The organism is Arthrobacter sp. R1-13 (assembly GCF_054161475.1).
The window spans coordinates 3153819-3169858 of record NZ_CP096420.1 but is presented as its reverse complement, the minus strand read 5'-3'; the positions used below and the strand labels follow the sequence as shown (position 1 = coordinate 3169858).

The following is a 16040-nucleotide window of genomic DNA, read 5'->3' as shown; positions in this document are numbered from 1 at the left end:
AATGACCTCGACAGCTGTATCCGTACCTATGCCAACAGTTCCGCGCAGGCGGCGAACGCCTGAGGAAGTGCTGGCTGCGGTCCCTGTGTCAGGCCCCAAAAAGGTGCTCCTGGCGGCTCCCCGGGGCTACTGCGCCGGCGTAGACCGCGCCGTGATTGCCGTGGAGAAGGCCCTGGAGCACTACGGTCCGCCGGTCTATGTTCGCAAACAGATTGTGCATAACGTGCACGTCGTCAGTTCCCTTGAAGAAAAGGGAGCCATTTTTGTTGACGAAACGGACGAAGTGCCTGAAGGTGCCCTGGTCATCTTTTCGGCACACGGAGTTTCCCCGGCGGTGGTCCAATCGGCCGAGGACCGCGGGCTTCGGACGATCGACGCCACCTGCCCCCTCGTCACCAAAGTCCACAAGGAAGCGGTGCGCTTTGCCAAGGACGATTTCGATATCCTCCTGATCGGCCACGACGGCCACGAGGAAGTGGAAGGCACGGCAGGGGAGGCGCCGGAGCACATCCAGATCATCAACGGTCCACATGAAGTGGACAAGGTGACGGTAAGGGACCCCGAGAAAGTGATCTGGCTGTCCCAAACCACCCTGAGTGTCGACGAAACCATGGAAACGGTCCGCCTGCTGAAGGAGCGTTTCCCTACGCTTCAGGATCCGCCCAGTGACGACATCTGCTACGCGACGACCAACCGACAGGTGGCCATCAAGAAGATCTCCCCTCAGGCAGATCTCGTCATAGTCGTCGGTTCCGCCAACTCCTCAAATTCGGTTCGCCTCGTTGAGGTTGCTCTGGAGTACGGCGCGAAGGCGTCCTACCGGGTCGATTTTGCCAACGAGGTGGACGAGACCTGGTTTGAGGGTGTTGCGACTGTCGGCGTAACTTCCGGCGCCTCCGTACCTGAAGTGCTGGTCAAGGATGTCCTCCGCCTCTTGGCTGACTACGGCTATGGAACCGTTGAGGAAGTAGTCACTGCCGAGGAAGACCTTCTGTTCTCGCTGCCTAAGGAGCTCCGCGCCACCCTGAAGCAGGCCGGCGACGTGACGCGGGCCTTGGGCGGACGCGGAGCCCGCTCCTAGGCCGCAGATTCCTCTTCGCGCAATTCGGCCTGCAGTTCCGGGGCAGCGATGGAACGGGGCGTAACCTCGACGGCGGCGGGCGTTACCAGGCCGCTGGCATCAAGGGCGTTCAGCTTTCTTGCCGTGGGCAACACCCTTGCCTCGAGGGTGCCCACCAGTGAGTTGTAGCGGTCCACTGACGTTTTCAACGATGAGCCGAGCTTGGTGACGTTCTCTCCCAGTGTTCCCATGCGTTCGTAGAGCTGCTGACCGAGCTCAAACAACTCCCGGGCGCTATCCGTTAGAACATCCTGGCGCCAGGTGAACGCAACCGACTTCAGCACGGCCAACAAAGTACCCGGTGACGCCAGGACCACGTTCTTGTTCAGGGCGTAGTCCAGGAGCCCCGGGTCTGCCCCCAAGGCCGCTGCGAGAATGGATTCTGCGGGGAGGAAGCAGATCACCAGTTCCGGCGAGTTACCCGGGATGTCCCAGTACTTCTTATTACTCAGGGAATCTACGTGCGCCTTGAGCGCCTTTGCATGCGCGGCCAGAAGCAGCTGCTGGGCATTTGCTCCTGACCCAGGCTGAGATCGGACGTCACTGGTTAGGGACTCCTGAGCCTGCAGATAAGACGACAACGGCACCTTGGCATCGACAACCAGCTGCTTGTCTCCCGGCAGTTGAACCACCAGGTCAGGGCGGACCGAGTTGTCTGTTCCTGCGCTGTGAAGCTGCTCGTGGAAGTCAACATGGCGCAGCATCCCGGCGGCTTCAACAACGCGCCTGAGCTGCACCTCGCCCCATTGGCCGCGCGCACTGTTCGAGCGCAGAGCCGACTCCAGGGCATGCGTTGACCGCAAGAGCTGTTCATCGGAGAGCCGGGCCTCCTGCAATTGCTGGGCCAGCTGACCGTACTGCTCCAGCCGATCACGCTCAAGAAGTGAAACCTGCTGCTGTACCGCCGAGAGCTTCTCAGCGACGGGGCCCAAAGCCCGCAGTACGCTTCCGTCCTGGTTTCGTGACTCGCCCAGCTCCCGGTTTTGCGCCGCAAGGAGGCGACGTTCGGCGTCCGCTGCCGCAAACTGTGCTGAGACTTCGGAAAGCCGGGCGGAGACGCCGTCGAAATCCTGTTCCAGGGCCACATTGCGGCGCCGGAACATCACAAAGGTGACAACCGCCCCGGTAAGGGCACCCAAAAGCAACATCAGAAGAGCGAGAATCAGTGCAAAAGCGTCCATGCCTTCACTGTGACATGGGCGTACGACAGTTTTAGGAACGGACGCACCAGGTGGGGCCATATGGGTGGAGTTCCACGCCGGCCCACGGCTTTTACGGCGGTGCGGGTAGAATCTATGCTCGTGGCTCTTACTATTGGCATCGTCGGACTGCCCAACGTCGGCAAATCAACTCTTTTCAACGCACTGACCCGGAATCAGGTACTGGCAGCGAACTATCCGTTCGCCACCATCGAACCGAACGTGGGCGTTGTGAACCTTCCCGACCCCAGGCTTCAGGAGCTTGCGAAGATCTTTGGGTCCCAGCGGCTCCTGCCGGCGGCAGTCTCGTTCGTTGACATCGCCGGCATCGTCAAGGGCGCCTCCGAAGGTGAAGGACTGGGCAACCAGTTCCTCGCCAACATCCGTGAGGCAGAAGCCATCGCTCAGGTTGTTCGGGTCTTCGATGACCCCGACGTCATCCACGTTGACGGCAAGGTGGATCCCCGCTCCGATATGGAGACAATCAACACCGAGCTCATCCTCGCGGACCTGCAGACCATCGAGAAGGCCGTTCCCCGGATCGAAAAAGAAGTCAAGATCAAGAAGCGGGACGCTGCAGAACTCTCAGCCATTAAGGCTGCCCAGACCGTCCTGGAACGCGGCGACACCATCTTTTCCTCGATCAAGAGCGACAAACTGGAGATGGAGCACCTCAAAGAGCTCAGCCTCCTCACGGCCAAGCCGTTTATCTACGTCTTCAACTCGGACGAAGGAATCCTGGGCAGTCCTGAGAAACAGGCTGAACTGCGTGCATTGGTCGAACCGGCCGACTGCATCTTCCTTGACGCCAAGCTGGAGTCGGACCTCGTTGAACTGGACGAGGAAGAGGCCCGCGAAATGCTGGAAATGAACGGTCAGGACGAATCCGGCCTGGACCAGCTGGCCCGCGTGGGGTTCCACACCCTCGGGCTGCAGACCTACCTCACGGCTGGTCCGAAGGAAACCCGTGCCTGGACCATCCACCGGGGGGATACCGCGCCGCAGGCAGCAGGGGTGATCCACTCGGACTTCCAGCGCGGGTTCATCAAGGCTGAGGTTGTTTCCTTCCAGGACCTCATCGAGGCGGGATCCATGGCCGAGGCGAAGTCCCGCGGCAAGGTCCGCATCGAAGGTAAGGAATACGTCATGGCCGACGGCGACGTCGTGGAGTTCCGCTTCAACGTTTAAGTCGAGTTCCGCTTCACCTGTGAGAAAGTACGGCGGATTGGCTGCTAGCCCCGACGGGCGACATCCTGGCTCAGAACTTTAGGCCAGGCTTCGACATCTGCTGGGGTGCGGGCGACCGTCAGCGTTGCTTGCGGGAGCAGTGCAGCAAGGGATTCCGCAGTTGACAGCGGGTGGCCCGGATCGTTTACCCATGCCAAGATTGTCGTCGGTACGTTTATTCGTGCAACAGCTTCAGGAGCAGGCAGATCACTGAGTGCTGCGCCTCGAAACACCCAAGGCAACAGGGCGTCGGCGACGTCGGGCACCGTCTCCGGTGCACCAATTGTGGCTGGCGGCGGTGTTGCTCCGCGCGTCGTGGCGAGGAATGCATCGATGCCAACAGATTCGATAAGCGCCGCGGACACCCGGTAGTTTGCAGCCTGTGAAGGTCGGGTTTCCCACGCGGTCGGTGGCACCATAAGGGTGAGCCCGGAAAAGCGGTCTGGCTCGCGGGAAGCGGCGTGCAAAAGTGTGCCGGTACCCATGGAGGGACCAACTCCGTGAACGCGTTCGCCGGGGAACCAGTGGTCGAGCAGTCGCAGGAGGTCGTCGGCGAGGCTTTGCCATTGATAGTCCTCCGGGACCTTCCGCCCCGTCGACCAGCCATGGCCGCGTGCATCGTACCGCAGCAGTCGTGTGCCGCTAAGCCCTCGTCCGAGGTCGAGGTTGAGCACCCGATCGTGCGCGCGGCTTGACGTAAGACCGTGCAGTTGGACAACTGGGTGTCCACCTTCGTCGCTCAAAGCAACCGCAAGCTCGGCCCCGGGAACCTCGAAAGTGGGCATCAGGCTCCTCGTTTTCGTGAATGACCGCTTCGCCTAGAGCGGCCGCGTTGGGCATTCAGGCTAACTTGGGCTATAGGATACTGCCATGCGCCTGACCAACGTCACGCACCTGCGACTACCGTTCGGACGACTTTGGGGCTACGACGTCAGTGTGTCTGCGCTCGACCGGCGTCTCCCAGTGTCTTTTGACCAGCGGCTTCATGTGGGGGCAGGTGACCGCCCCGGCTCCTGGATGGCGCTGTCTTTTCGGCTGCCTACGCCAGCTAGTCGTGAATCAATTGCGGATGCATGGCTGGCCGTCGTCGAACGTCATGGCACCCTGCGAACAGCCTTCGTGCCAGGTGAGGATGGTGATCCGGAGCTTCACGAAATCCACATCGGTCCCGGAACCTGGGTTGAGCATCAGGTATCTCCCGGTCAAGCCGTCAACGACGCGGTGCGGGACATTCTCGACGCCGAATGTTCGCCATACCAACAGCCCTCCCACCGGCTGTGCGTATTGGAGACTGCTGCTGGACTCACCGTCGTGATTGCGGCCGACCACGCTCACGTCGATATGTGGTCGATGCTGGTGATCGCGCGAGACCTGCTGGCCGCGCTCAATACCGGGCGGACGGGCCATGAACCGTTCCCTGGGCCAGCGCCGGCATTTGTTGAACACACGCAAGTACTGCTGGATCGGAATACAGCGCCGGACCATGTGCATCAGCGATGGGAAGACATCATCGGGGACAGCGGGGGAGTAATGCCGAAATTCCCCCTCCCGCTGGGTTCGCCCGATCCGCAGCGCGAGCGCGTAGAAGTGCGCGATGTGTTCGACGTCGACGACGCTGCGGCATTTGCCGCGCAGGCCCGCAACGACGGTGTCTCGACGCTCGCACTTGCTGTTGTTGCGATGACTGCGGTGACCCGCGAGTTGGCAGGAACCCCGCTTCGAGCCGTCTTTCCCGTCCACAGCCGCTTTGATGACAACTGGCATGACTCAGTCGGCTGGTTCATTACTAATTCGGTACTTGAGTCGGCGGTTGCCGAGCCGCGTTCGGCAGCGGCTGCGGTGAAAGAGGCTGTACAGCTGGGCTCATGGCCGCTCGCGGACGTGCTGGCTCCATGGGGCGGCATGCCGGTAGCTCCCGGTATGTTCGCGATCTCTTGGCTGGACCTGCGGAGACTACCGGTGCGAATCGACTCTGTCGGGCTCGATGCCTACTATGTGAGCGCGACAATCGACACCGACAATGTCATGCTTTGGTTCATCCTGGACGAGTCAGGTCTGCACTTGAGATGTCGCTATCCCGACACCGTTGAGGCTCGATCCAACGTCGGCGGGTGGCTCGATTTGCTGGTCGCTCGTTTGCAGGCAGACGCGCGATCCTCGGTTCGAGGACTGTTGCGGGTGGCGGGCCGGACCTTCAGGCTGGAGCGGGCGAGCCGCGATGATGTTGAGGCCATCGCCGCGCTGCTGTCTGATGACCAGTTCGGTCCCGATCGGGAATGCGTCGAGCTTGAACGATACGAGACGGCCTACAACATGGTTGTTCGCGACGGTTCCAACTACTTGGGGGTTGTCCGCAACGGTGCCGACCGCATCGTTGCCACGATGCAATTGACCGTCATTCCAGGCCTTTCCCGGGGTGGTTCTTCCCGACTGCAAATCGAGGGACTGCGAGTTGCGGCCACGGAACGTTCACGTGGCTTGGGGACCGCGATGCTTGAGTGGGCCCACAATTTCGGGCGGGCGCGTGGGGCGCAACTGTCGCAGGTGACCACCGACGAAGCACGGGAACGAGCTCGAGCCTTCTACACCCGACTCGGATATCGGACCGCCCACGTAGGCTTGAAACGGCGCATATAGACACATTCTCGGCGTAGACGGAGACTTCCGGACGCCGGCTAGACGATATGAGGCAGGAGGGGCTCGCTGCCGAGGGGCGGTCCTTCTGAATGCCATTGTCGCCGGGGCGGATCCGGATCGCCAGGTTCGTGGGGGCGCTTGTAAAAGTGTAGTGGCGTTCCGGATCCTGGTCCCGGCGCTGATGGCCTCTGCCAGAAGGACCAGGAAGTGTGGCCCGAAAGGGCTGGAACCTCCTTTTCAAAGCAAGGCGTGGGTTGCCTGCCACACTTGGCGGACAGGTAGAGCCACATTTGAAAATTGGAGGTTCCAGCTATGTTCGAGCGTACAAGCGTTGGCTTGGATGTCCATGCCCGTACCGTTGTCGCATGCGCGTTGGACGGGCAGACCGGTGAAGTCATTCCGCACCGGATGACTCCGGACCATGGCGAGATTCTTGCCTGGATCGTATCCCTGCCTACCCCGGTGAGGGTGGTCTACGAGGCCGGCCCGACGGGTTTCGGTCTGGCCCGGTTCCTGCTCGCGGCGGGGATCGACACGGTGGTCGCGGCTCCGTCCAAACTCCAGCGCCCGTCCGGGGACCGAGTGAAGACCGATGCCAAGGACGCACTCCATCTGGCCCGGCTGCTGAAACTCGGCGAGATTACGTCGGTCAGGATCCCGTCAGCGGACCAAGAAGCGGCACGGGACCTCGTGCGCGCCCGGGAAGATGTCCGCGGGGATCTGATGCGGTCCCGGCACCGGATCTCCAAGCTCCTGCTTCGCCAGGGCATGGTGTATTCGGGCGGGCAGGCCTGGACCGGAACCCATCAGCTCTGGTTGGCCCGGCAGCATTTCGATGCCCCTGCCCGGCAACTGACCTACGAGTCTTCTCTTGAGGCGATGCACGAGATCTCGGACCGCCGCGACCGCCTCGATGAGGCGATCACTGCGATGGCGTACGGGAGCGAATACACATCCGTTGTCCGGGCGCTGCAGTGCCTGCGGGGAATCTCGACCCTGACTGCCTTCGGATTGGCTGTGGAGATCGGTGACTGGCATCGCTTTACCGGCGCCACGATCGGGGCTTACCTCGGGCTGGTCCCGACAGAGCATTCATCGGGAGCGTCCCGGTCTCTGGGCTCCATCACCAAAACCGGCAACACACACGCCCGCCGGCTGCTCGTCGAGGCAGCCTGGCACCACCGCAGACCATACGACAACCCGTCACGGCTGATGCGGTCCCGGTGGGAAGAAGCCAGTTCCGAAGCACGGATCCGCGGCCATGCCGGGAACCGGCGCCTGCACAACCGCTGGATCAACTATCTCGAACGCCGTAAGCGTCCGGTCATCGCCAACGTCGCCGTCGCCCGCGAGCTCGCCGGCTGGTGCTGGTCCCTGGCCACCGGCGCACATCAGGCCGAAGTCGGCCCCCGCTCGACAGCTTCCGGCCCCTGATCCAGGGGGCAAGGAAAAACCCGGGAAGTGAAAGTCGTGAGTGGTCCTTGCAGCGCGTGGAGTAAACCCGCGATACACCTATGGGCAACCGGAAACGGCGACGCCCGTCATTGCTAGACCAGCGGTAACCTCCAGCCGAACACTTCGTCCTGCGGTAACCAACCCGCGCATATCAGTCTGACCGCGCCGTCGCCAACGACACGCTGACCACACACCAACGCCCATCCCGGCCACAAAGGGAAGCGGTCCCAGGCAACTCAACCCCGGGACCGCTTCCCCATGCCTATTGACAACGCAGGACTACATATCAGGTGTACTGCCCAGGCAGGTTGGTTAAGCGGCTGATGGGCGGGTGGCCTCCGATTGCGGTGTGGGGCCTGTGGTGATTGTAGTGGTGTAGCCAGGCCGGGAGAGCGTTTCTGCGGGCTGACTCCGTGGCGTAGAAGCGTTTGAAGGCCCAACCGTCAGCGAGGGTGCGGTGGAACCGCTCGATCTTGCCGTTGGTCTGAGGGCGGTAGGGGCGGGTCTTCTTGGCCTTGATGTTCAGTTCGCGGCAGGTATCCCGCCAGAGGCAGGATTTGTAGGCGGATCCGTTGTCGGAGAGGACCCGCTCGACGGTGACGCCGCGGGCAGCGAACCAGGACACAGCCCTTTTCAGGACGGCTACTGCGGTGGCCGCGGTTTCGTTGCCGTGGATCTCTGCATAGGCGACCCGGGAATGGTCGTCGATGACGGTGTGCACGTAGGCCGTGCCGATGATGGGGTGGCGGCGACTGCCGGTTCTGACTGGCGTCGCTGCACGGTTGCGGTGACCCAGTTGTTTGCCGACGTAGCGCCAGCCGCCCCCGTCCGGAATATTTCCGAGTTTCTTCACGTCGACGTGGATCATGGCCCCGGGCCTGTCGTGCTCGTACCGGCGGACGACCTCCCCGGTGCGCTTATCCACGTGATGCAACAGGTTCAGCCGGCACCTAAGCAGAACCGCATGAACCGTCGAAGCAGGCATTGCCAGCTTCGCTCCGATCGCGACCGGTCCCAGCCGCTGCTTCCAGCGAAGATGTACGACCTTGCGGACGAGCTGCTGAGGAGTCCGGTTCGGCATACTGTGCGGGCGCGAGGACCTGTCAGTCATGCCTGCCTCACCCATCGCGGCGTAGCGTTCAGCCCAGCGCTTTGCGGTGGGCCAGGAACAGTTGAATTGCTCGGCGGCACGGGAAACCGGCCAGCCCTGGTCAATGACCAGACGCGCGACCCGCAAACGTTGGCGTGGAGTCAAAGCGGCATTAGCGTGGGACATGAGGACCTCCTGGTCGCCTCAGCGGTTGTCTAAGCAACTCCACTGTGCAACCGGAGGTCCTCACCCATGAGCCAAGGACTCCAGCGAGTCATCACATTCACCCAACCAACGTCCCTGGGCAGTACAGCTAGGCATGCGCCGCCTCAACCGGTCGGCTCACGCGCACACCGCCAACCGCTCCCGTCCATGGAGTATCGCCCGGGGCGGGGAGGGACAGATGTGCGAAAACGTACCCCTCCTGAAGTGCAATGACCTGCGAAGTGACCCCGGTACAATCCAGCGCGAGTTCCACCGGCCGAAAGGGGGCGCCGGGATGCTCCTGTCCTACGGCTACCTTCGCACCGGAAGCACCAACACAGGCTGCGGTGACGGTATAACGCCCGGCGGCCGGCACCCTTTCAGTTTTGCCAAATCCCCTGCCAGGGCCGTCCAGCGGCCCCACATCGGAAAGGAGGACCGGCTCCGGCAGCTCCCCTATAAGCCGCTCCAGGTGAGCGTAGTTCTTAGCCTCCTGTTCCAGAACCTGCGGATCCCGGTAGGGTTTCGGGGCCCCTGTTACCGAGGTTGAGTCAGCTGTTGGCGTGCGTGGAGGCTCGGAATATTCATAGGCGCACCCCGCCGTTCCGCCTAGAGGAATCAACAGGCAGAGGGCAAACGCAAACCGGTGCTGTGTGTCCACCATTCCCACTTATTAATGGTGGGCAGCGCGGCCGCTCAAAACAACCATCGTGGCGATCAGAATGCCGCATATGGTGGCTCCGGGTGCACTAGCTGTCCTCTGTCCGCGAAACACCGACAGCTGGATACACATTCATGCGTTTCCCCCAATAGAAGATTGTCTCCACGCTACGCGGATCGGAATCGTCAGTTCCGGCGGAGCACCAGCATCAGGGCAGCGAAGACCGCTGAGTAGGCAGCCACGATGCCTATCAACATAACGATGGCCCAAGCGTCTTCCCAACTCGTCTTGTTTACGGAAGTAATAGTGGCAACTACGGCAAGTATCCCGAACGGGAGGAGATAAATCAGCGGCAGGAGGACGACGAAAGCAGCTGTGGCCCCGGCCTGGGGCGGCTGCCCGTCGAGGTTTCGCGGCGAGGATGGATCTGCAGCCGGCGTCGTCAACTCTGTGTCCCACTCACCCGCAGAAGCATACCCGCCTGCGTGTCCGCGACGGAGGTTATCTAAACGGGCACCCTTGACGGACCTGATGCCTGGAAAAATACTCCTTGAGCCGATCCGCCAGGGTCGCCAGATGTGTCGCAGCAGGGACTGCGGCGCGCTCTTAGTGGCTTGAGCGTCGACGGACGATGCCCCGAAGCTATCGGCACAAGCTCAGATCCAGCTAAGGATGACCGCCGCGCGTTTGCCCAATTTTAACCACAGGATGGGCGTCGAGTTCTGCAGTTTGAGACGCCTCGGGCGAAGCTTCGGGGACCTTGGCCCGAAGCGGCCCGGACTTCCAACACGGCGACGAAAACGGCACATGAAGGAAGAATGAACAGTGGTCCTTCCGTTGCCGTGTCTCCTCCAGATCACGGATTTCAGTGATTGAGGATTAACCACAGAAGCCGCGACTCCGTTGGATGGGGGCTTTCGTGGTGATTGGGGATTATTCCGGACAAGTAACGGGCATGTTGCGTGCAGCAATCGAAAGGCAACTGGAAACAGCCCTTGGTTGCATCTCGATAACAAACTTTACTACGAGGTAACTTTTGTCCCGGGCGACGCTCCTTCGGGTCTAGGCTACTGCTCATGTGAGGCATGCCACTTCCCCGCTGGGGGCTGGGGCTGTCTGGCTTCTGCCCAAAGCGGGAGTCCATCTAATACTCGAGACATAGGAGGCGGAATGCGTCTGGGACGTATCTCCAAAGCAATAGGTGTTGCCGCTGCTACAGCATTGGCATTGAGCGCCTGTGCGGGCAATGGCGGAGGAACAACTCCAACCAGTGAAGCCGCGGGAAAGCAGGGCGGATCGGCGACCGTCGTCGAAACCAACACTTTCTATTCGTTTAACACCAATACTGCCGACGGCAACAACGAAATCAACTCCAAGATCAGTTACGCCACACACTCGGGTTTCTACTACATTGACAACCAGCTGAACGTCGTGCACAACGAAAAGTTTGGTAAGTATGAAAAGACTTCGGACGATCCCTTGACTGTGAAGTACACAGTCAATGAGGGCGTGAAGTGGTCCGACGGAACTCCTGTGACAGCCGCGGATCTGCTGCTCCAGTGGGCCGCTTTGTCCGGGTACTACAATGACGCTGATCCCGAGGCGAAGACCGGAACGTCTTATTTCTCGGTAGCCGGGGACAGCAGCGGCCTGGCCTTGACCGACTTCCCGGAAATTGGGGACAGCAACCGGTCCCTGACGTTGAAGTACTCCAAGCCGTATTCCGATTGGGAGACAATACTGGGTGGCCCCTCGCTCGATATCCCCGCACACGTCCTGGCCAAAAAAGCCGGAATGAGCGATACGCAGGAGTTCATCGACTTCCTCAAAGAGAAGCCACGTGGCGACAAGGCCTCCCCGAAGCCTGCCGACCCCAAGCTGCAGACCATGGCGGACCTCTGGAACACGGGCTTTGATACCAAGACCCTTCCTTCCGATAACTCGCTTTACCTGTCAAATGGGCCGTACATCGTCAAGAGTATGACGCAGGATCAGTCCCTTACTATGGTTCGCAATAAGGACTACAACTGGGGCCCCGAAGCAAACCTTGACGAAATCACAGTCCGTTTCATCGGTTCGGCACCGGCTCAGGTACAGGCATTGAAAAACGGCGAAGCAGACATCATTGCCCCGCAGCCCTCGGCCGACACTCTAGAGCAGCTGAAGGCCTTGGAAGGTCAGGGTGTAACTGTTGACGCCGGCAGTGAACTATCGTACGACCACCTTGACCTCAACTATTCAGGAGCTTTCGCAGAGAAGTCAGTCCGAGAAGCGTTCATGAAATCCGTACCTCGGAAGGACATCGTCGACAAGATCGTCAAGAAGCTCGATCCGGAGTCAAAGCCCTTGGATTCGCAGCTGTTCGTCCCTGCCCAGGCCGCCTATGCGGATGCAGTCAAGGTCAACGGCTCCGCTTCGTACCAGGACGTGGATATTGATGGCGCCAAGAAGCTCCTGAATGGTGCAACGCCGGAGATTCGGATCATGTACAACAAGGACAACCCAAACCGGGTTGACGCCTTCTCGCTGATCCGTGAATCGGCAACAAAAGCCGGCTTCAAAATTGTGGACGGAGGCCTTGGCGCTTCCGACTGGGGAAAGGCACTGGGCGACGGTAGCTACGATGCAACCATTTTCGGCTGGACCAATCCCGGAGTGGGAGTTTCCGGAGTTCCTCAGATTTTCAAAACCGGCAACGGCTCGAACTTCAACGGGTTCACCGATCCAGAAGCAGACAAGATGATGGACGAACTCATCGTGACCGCCGACCGGCAGAAACAGGACGAGCTCAAAGTCCAGATCGACAAGAAGATCTGGGACTCCGCTTACGGTCTCCCCCTCTTCCAGCTCGTGGGTGTGGACGCCTACAGCGACAGGGTCACGGGTGTGAAATTCATGCCCAACCAGACCGGAGTGTGGTGGAACTTCTGGGAATGGGCTGAAAAATAAGCACGCGCTCCACTAGCGCATAGCAAAGTGAAGGCGCCGGGACAATGCAACACGTCTCGGCGCCCTTCGCTGCCACAAGGCATACTGCTCGGCCTCCTCATGCATTTCACGGAGGTGAGCATGATTCTGCTAAGGGCTGGCTTCCCAGCCCGGATACGAGGCTTTCCCCAATGGTGACCTACATCGTCCGCCGTTTATTCACTGCCGCCCTCATACTTCTCGGGGCATCGTTCCTCGTGTATCTCCTGACCGCGTCGTCAGGGGATCCACTTGCCGACCTCCGCACAAGCAGTGCGGCCAACAAACAACAGCTCATCGACGCCCGGACCGAACTCCTTGATCTGGATACTCCGGCGCCCCTGCGCTACTTCAAATGGCTCGGCGGGGCAGCCCAGTGCCTCGTTCCCTTCGGAAGTACCTGCGACCTCGGAAAGAACATCACCGGGCAGCCCATCACCGAGGCGTTGGGGTTTGCCCTCATACAAACTCTTACGCTCGTCACCGGCGCGACGATCCTTGCCATTCTCATCGGGATCACGTTTGGTATCGTCACCGCCCTGAGGCAGTACAGTGCGCTCGACTACGGCGTAACGTTCATGGCGTTCCTTTTCTTCTCACTGCCGATCTTCTGGGTTGCCGTGCTACTGAAGGAGTATGGGGCAATCGGCTTCAACGACTTCCTTCGAAATCCTGAAATACCACTTCACATCGCGCTCATTGTAGGCGCCGTCGCTGGGCTGATTGTGGCCGTGACAGTCGGCGGAGAATTGCGACGCCGGGTCATTACAGGCGGTGCCGTCTTTGGCGCAGTTAGCCTGATCCTCGTCTACTTTTCCGCAGTCCAGTGGTTCCGGAACCCCGGGCTCGGACCCGTGGTCATTGCAGTTATGGGTACGGGGATTGCCTTTGCAGTCACCCTTCTGGCAGCCGGGCTGAAAAACCGCCGGGCGCTGCACTCTTCGCTGATCGTCGTTGGCCTCGGCATGATTGCTTACTTTGCCGTGCAGCCGCTCCTCAACCAGGCCACAGGGCTCATGATCTTTCTCTTGGCCATCGCCACCATCGTCATCGGCGTGGCCACCGGGTACCTGATGGGCGGCTACGACCGGGGCCAGTCCATGAGGGCAGCAGGAGTCACGGCATTCCTGGTCGGCGGACTGATTATGTTGGACCGTTTTATGCAGGCTTGGCCGAGCTACTTCAACAACAGCAGGGTACGCGGCCGCCCCATTGCCACGATCGGGGCAGGAACGCCCAACATCGAAGGCGATTTCTGGGTCCTGAGCCTGGATACGTTTACGCACCTGATACTGCCCACCATGGCTCTCATCCTCGTGTCCCTTGCCAGCTACACCCGATTTACCCGGTCATCGATGCTGGAAATCATGAACATGGATTACATCCGCACCGCCCGGGCGAAAGGCCTGTCCGAGAGGTCGGTAGTGATGGGGCACGCGTTCCGAAATGCCCTGATCCCGATTGCCACCATCGTGGCCTTCGACATCGGCGCCTTGATCGGTGGCGCGGTCATCACAGAAACGGTGTTCTCCGTGAGAGGAATGGGATTCCTGTTCCTCGATGGCCTCATGCACACCGATCCCAATCCCGTCATGGGTGTTTTTGTCTGCGTGGCAATAACAGCGATGACATTCAACCTCATTGCGGATCTTGCATATTCCGCACTCGATCCGCGCGTAAGGATTAAGGCATGAGCCAGCCGACCCAGCAGGAAGAACTGCTTGCCCAGGAGGCAGACCCAAGGACGCCGGTCGATTCCTCCGACCGGGAATTCAGAGGCCTCAGCCAAGGGCAGATCGTCCGCAAGCGTTTCCTGGGCCACAGTGGTGCGATCGTAGGACTGGTGGCTTTTGCACTCATTTTCCTCCTGGCATTCACGTCCGTAGGCTGGGCAGGACTCCCGGGGTGGTGGAAGTACAACCACCTGGATGTTTCACCCCTGGTCAACGACGGTGCCCCGACATCCTCATTTTGGCCCTTGGCGTGGGGGGAGCACCCGTTCGGGCAGGACCGGATTGGCCGCGACCTCTTTGCCATGACCATGCGAGGCGCCCAGCAGTCCATAACCATCATGATCCTGATTGGTGGCATCGCCGGGCTGATAGGAACAGTGGTTGGTGGGCTCTCAGGCTATTTCCGCGGCTGGGTCGAGGCCATCCTCATGAGGATCACGGACATCATCATCATCATCCCGGTGCTCCTACTCGCAGCGGTAGTGGCTCAAGGAGCGAGCCGCCGGGACGAGGGTGGCTGGTTCTCCAGCCTCGCGGCCAGCAATGGCGTTGTTGTTCTTGGCATATTCCTCGGTCTGGTGAGCTGGGTAAGCCTCGCCAGGCTCATGCGCGGAGAGTTCCTCACACTGCGGGAGCGTGAATTCGTGGATGCAGCAAGGATCTCGGGCGCCAGCAACGCCCGGATCATTTTCAAGCACATTCTGCCGAACGCTGTGGGTGTTCTGATCGTAAATGTGACTCTCACTATGTCGGCCGCGATCCTGCTGGAGACTGCCTTGAGCTATCTGGGCGTCGGGGTGAAATCCCCCGACACATCACTCGGCCTGCTGATCTCCCAAAATCAGGAAGCCTTCTCTACCCGGCCCTGGCTTTTCTGGTATCCCGGGCTCTTCATTGTGCTTATCTGCCTCAGCATCAACTTCATCGGCGACGGACTGCGCGATGCCTTTGATCCACGTCAGAAGAAGTTCAACGCCAAGAAGGCTGTGGGGCCGGGCGGCAGCCCCAAAACGGGGGAGAAGGTGGCTGCGGATCCCAACCCTGCAGTCCCTGGTGCGGCTTCGCCCACTCTGGTCGTACGCGAGATAAAGGAACCATGAAGGACGCGGTGACCGGATCAGAGAACGGCTATCGCCCAATAGCTTGCGCCGGTAAGCAGTACGACGGCGCCGATCGCCAGCCAGCGAAAGGTCACAGTCACGGGCGTGGTGTCGGCGCTGCCTTGCTCCAGGCCTCCGCTGTCAATCAATTCCTGCCAGCGTCCCCGGACTATACGTGCCGCTGCGCCCGAATCCGTGGTTTTCAGATCCCCCGGACGGATCGAGCGGCCAGGACCGTAGCTGGATGCAGGCAGGCCCTGAAGGTCTTCCGGATGGGCATTGCGTCCACCTCGGATTCCCGGGGCAGGCGCGGCCCAGGAAGCGTAGCTCTTGTCAACAGTGACCAGAGTGAGGGCGTAGCGTGTATCCACATTCACCAGCGCAGCCCACGGCACCAGGACGGATCGGAAGGGATTCTCCAAAGTGATTCCGTCGTCGCGCACTACTACCGATGGCATCCAGAAGAACAACCAACCCAGGAATGCGAGCAGCAGGAGGGGCATCGTTCCCACCAGCGCGCCCGGACCGCCGGTGGCTGCCGTTACTGCAACACCCACTCCCGCAACAAGCCAGGAGAGCAGGGCGAACCACTTGTTCGTCCTGGCCTTGAAGACTTCCTCATTTTCGGCATGCGATCCGGTGCTCAT

The 16040-nt window shown here is 60.6% G+C and carries 13 protein-coding genes; 7 read left to right on the top strand and 6 right to left on the bottom strand.

Features of this window, described 5'->3' with window-relative positions; genetic code table 11:
* Position 1 precedes the first annotated feature (1 nt).
* Positions 2–1081, top strand: a complete 1080-nt coding sequence (locus M1D88_RS14625) for a 4-hydroxy-3-methylbut-2-enyl diphosphate reductase (protein ID WP_458111522.1) — start codon at positions 2–4, stop codon at positions 1079–1081.
* Here M1D88_RS14625 and M1D88_RS14620 read toward each other — a convergent pair.
* Positions 1078–2301, bottom strand: a complete 1224-nt coding sequence (locus M1D88_RS14620) for a DNA recombination protein RmuC (RefSeq protein WP_458111521.1) — start codon at positions 2299–2301, stop codon at positions 1078–1080. The two genes, M1D88_RS14625 and M1D88_RS14620, sit on opposite strands and share 4 nt — an antisense overlap.
* 120 nt (positions 2302–2421) lie before the next feature.
* Here M1D88_RS14620 and ychF point away from each other — a divergent pair, with 120 nt between their 5' ends.
* On the top strand, positions 2422–3507 hold the full coding sequence (gene ychF, locus M1D88_RS14615; RefSeq protein ID WP_458111520.1) for a redox-regulated ATPase YchF: 1086 nt from the start codon (positions 2422–2424) through the stop codon (positions 3505–3507).
* A 44-nt stretch (positions 3508–3551) separates the two neighbouring features.
* On the opposite strand, the gene M1D88_RS14610 is transcribed toward ychF, so the two are convergent.
* Positions 3552–4331 (bottom strand): alpha/beta fold hydrolase, encoded by a 780-nt coding sequence (locus M1D88_RS14610; RefSeq protein ID WP_458111519.1) that lies wholly within the window; start codon positions 4329–4331, stop codon positions 3552–3554.
* 85 nt (positions 4332–4416) lie between these two features.
* Here M1D88_RS14610 and M1D88_RS14605 point away from each other — a divergent pair, with 85 nt between their 5' ends.
* Together M1D88_RS14605 and M1D88_RS14600 are read left to right on the top strand one after the other, a co-directional pair.
* Complete coding sequence (locus M1D88_RS14605) at positions 4417–6183, top strand: GNAT family N-acetyltransferase (RefSeq protein ID WP_458111518.1); 1767 nt, start codon at positions 4417–4419, stop codon at positions 6181–6183.
* A gap of 312 nt (positions 6184–6495) precedes the next feature.
* Positions 6496–7617, top strand: a complete 1122-nt coding sequence (locus tag M1D88_RS14600) for an IS110 family RNA-guided transposase (RefSeq protein ID WP_458111517.1) — start codon at positions 6496–6498, stop codon at positions 7615–7617.
* Positions 7618–7924: 307 nt separating this feature from the next.
* Here M1D88_RS14600 and M1D88_RS14595 read toward each other — a convergent pair whose 3' ends face one another.
* The 3 genes from M1D88_RS14595 to M1D88_RS14585 all read right to left on the bottom strand — a co-directional run bounded on the left by M1D88_RS14595 (position 7925) and on the right by M1D88_RS14585 (position 10039).
* Positions 7925–8914: an IS481 family transposase gene (locus tag M1D88_RS14595; protein ID WP_458111516.1), complete on the bottom strand. Its 990-nt coding sequence runs from the start codon at positions 8912–8914 to the stop codon at positions 7925–7927.
* 127 nt (positions 8915–9041) lie between these two features.
* On the bottom strand, positions 9042–9596 hold the full coding sequence (locus tag M1D88_RS14590; RefSeq protein ID WP_458111515.1) for a hypothetical protein: 555 nt from the start codon (positions 9594–9596) through the stop codon (positions 9042–9044).
* Between the two features lie 182 nt (positions 9597–9778).
* A complete protein-coding gene (locus M1D88_RS14585; protein ID WP_458111514.1) occupies positions 9779–10039 on the bottom strand; it encodes a hypothetical protein in 261 nt (86 codons plus the stop codon).
* 724 nt (positions 10040–10763) lie between these two features.
* Here M1D88_RS14585 and M1D88_RS14580 point away from each other — a divergent pair.
* From M1D88_RS14580 to M1D88_RS14570, 3 genes are all read left to right on the top strand, one after another.
* Positions 10764–12542, top strand: a complete 1779-nt coding sequence (locus tag M1D88_RS14580; protein WP_458111513.1) for an ABC transporter family substrate-binding protein — start codon at positions 10764–10766, stop codon at positions 12540–12542.
* 170 nt (positions 12543–12712) lie between these two features.
* Positions 12713–14254 (top strand): ABC transporter permease, encoded by a 1542-nt coding sequence (locus M1D88_RS14575; RefSeq protein ID WP_458111512.1) that lies wholly within the window; start codon positions 12713–12715, stop codon positions 14252–14254.
* Positions 14251–15393, top strand: a complete 1143-nt coding sequence (locus M1D88_RS14570) for an ABC transporter permease (protein ID WP_458111511.1) — start codon at positions 14251–14253, stop codon at positions 15391–15393. The genes M1D88_RS14575 and M1D88_RS14570 overlap by 4 nt, the downstream gene beginning before the upstream one ends.
* A gap of 17 nt (positions 15394–15410) precedes the next feature.
* Here the strand turns inward: M1D88_RS14570 and M1D88_RS14565 are convergent, their stop codons facing one another.
* Positions 15411–16040, bottom strand: a complete 630-nt coding sequence (locus M1D88_RS14565) for a PH domain-containing protein (protein ID WP_458111510.1) — start codon at positions 16038–16040, stop codon at positions 15411–15413.

What these genes read in the sequence shown, in the direction of transcription:
- M1D88_RS14625 (WP_458111522.1), top strand. Translation starts at nt 2, where the DNA reads ATGACCTCGACAGCTGTATCCGTACCTATGCCAACAGTTCCGCGCAGG.
- M1D88_RS14600 (WP_458111517.1), top strand. Translation starts at nt 6,496, where the DNA reads ATGTTCGAGCGTACAAGCGTTGGCTTGGATGTCCATGCCCGTACCGTT.
- M1D88_RS14605 (WP_458111518.1), top strand. Translation starts at nt 4,417, where the DNA reads ATGCGCCTGACCAACGTCACGCACCTGCGACTACCGTTCGGACGACTT.
- M1D88_RS14620 (WP_458111521.1), bottom strand. Translation starts at nt 2,301, where the DNA reads ATGGACGCTTTTGCACTGATTCTCGCTCTTCTGATGTTGCTTTTGGGT.
- M1D88_RS14610 (WP_458111519.1), bottom strand. Translation starts at nt 4,331, where the DNA reads ATGCCCACTTTCGAGGTTCCCGGGGCCGAGCTTGCGGTTGCTTTGAGC.
- M1D88_RS14590 (WP_458111515.1), bottom strand. Translation starts at nt 9,596, where the DNA reads ATGGTGGACACACAGCACCGGTTTGCGTTTGCCCTCTGCCTGTTGATT.
- M1D88_RS14575 (WP_458111512.1), top strand. Translation starts at nt 12,713, where the DNA reads ATGGTGACCTACATCGTCCGCCGTTTATTCACTGCCGCCCTCATACTT.
- M1D88_RS14570 (WP_458111511.1), top strand. Translation starts at nt 14,251, where the DNA reads ATGAGCCAGCCGACCCAGCAGGAAGAACTGCTTGCCCAGGAGGCAGAC.
- M1D88_RS14580 (WP_458111513.1), top strand. Translation starts at nt 10,764, where the DNA reads ATGCGTCTGGGACGTATCTCCAAAGCAATAGGTGTTGCCGCTGCTACA.
- M1D88_RS14565 (WP_458111510.1), bottom strand. Translation starts at nt 16,040, where the DNA reads ATGAGCACCGGATCGCATGCCGAAAATGAGGAAGTCTTCAAGGCCAGG.
- M1D88_RS14595 (WP_458111516.1), bottom strand. Translation starts at nt 8,914, where the DNA reads ATGTCCCACGCTAATGCCGCTTTGACTCCACGCCAACGTTTGCGGGTC.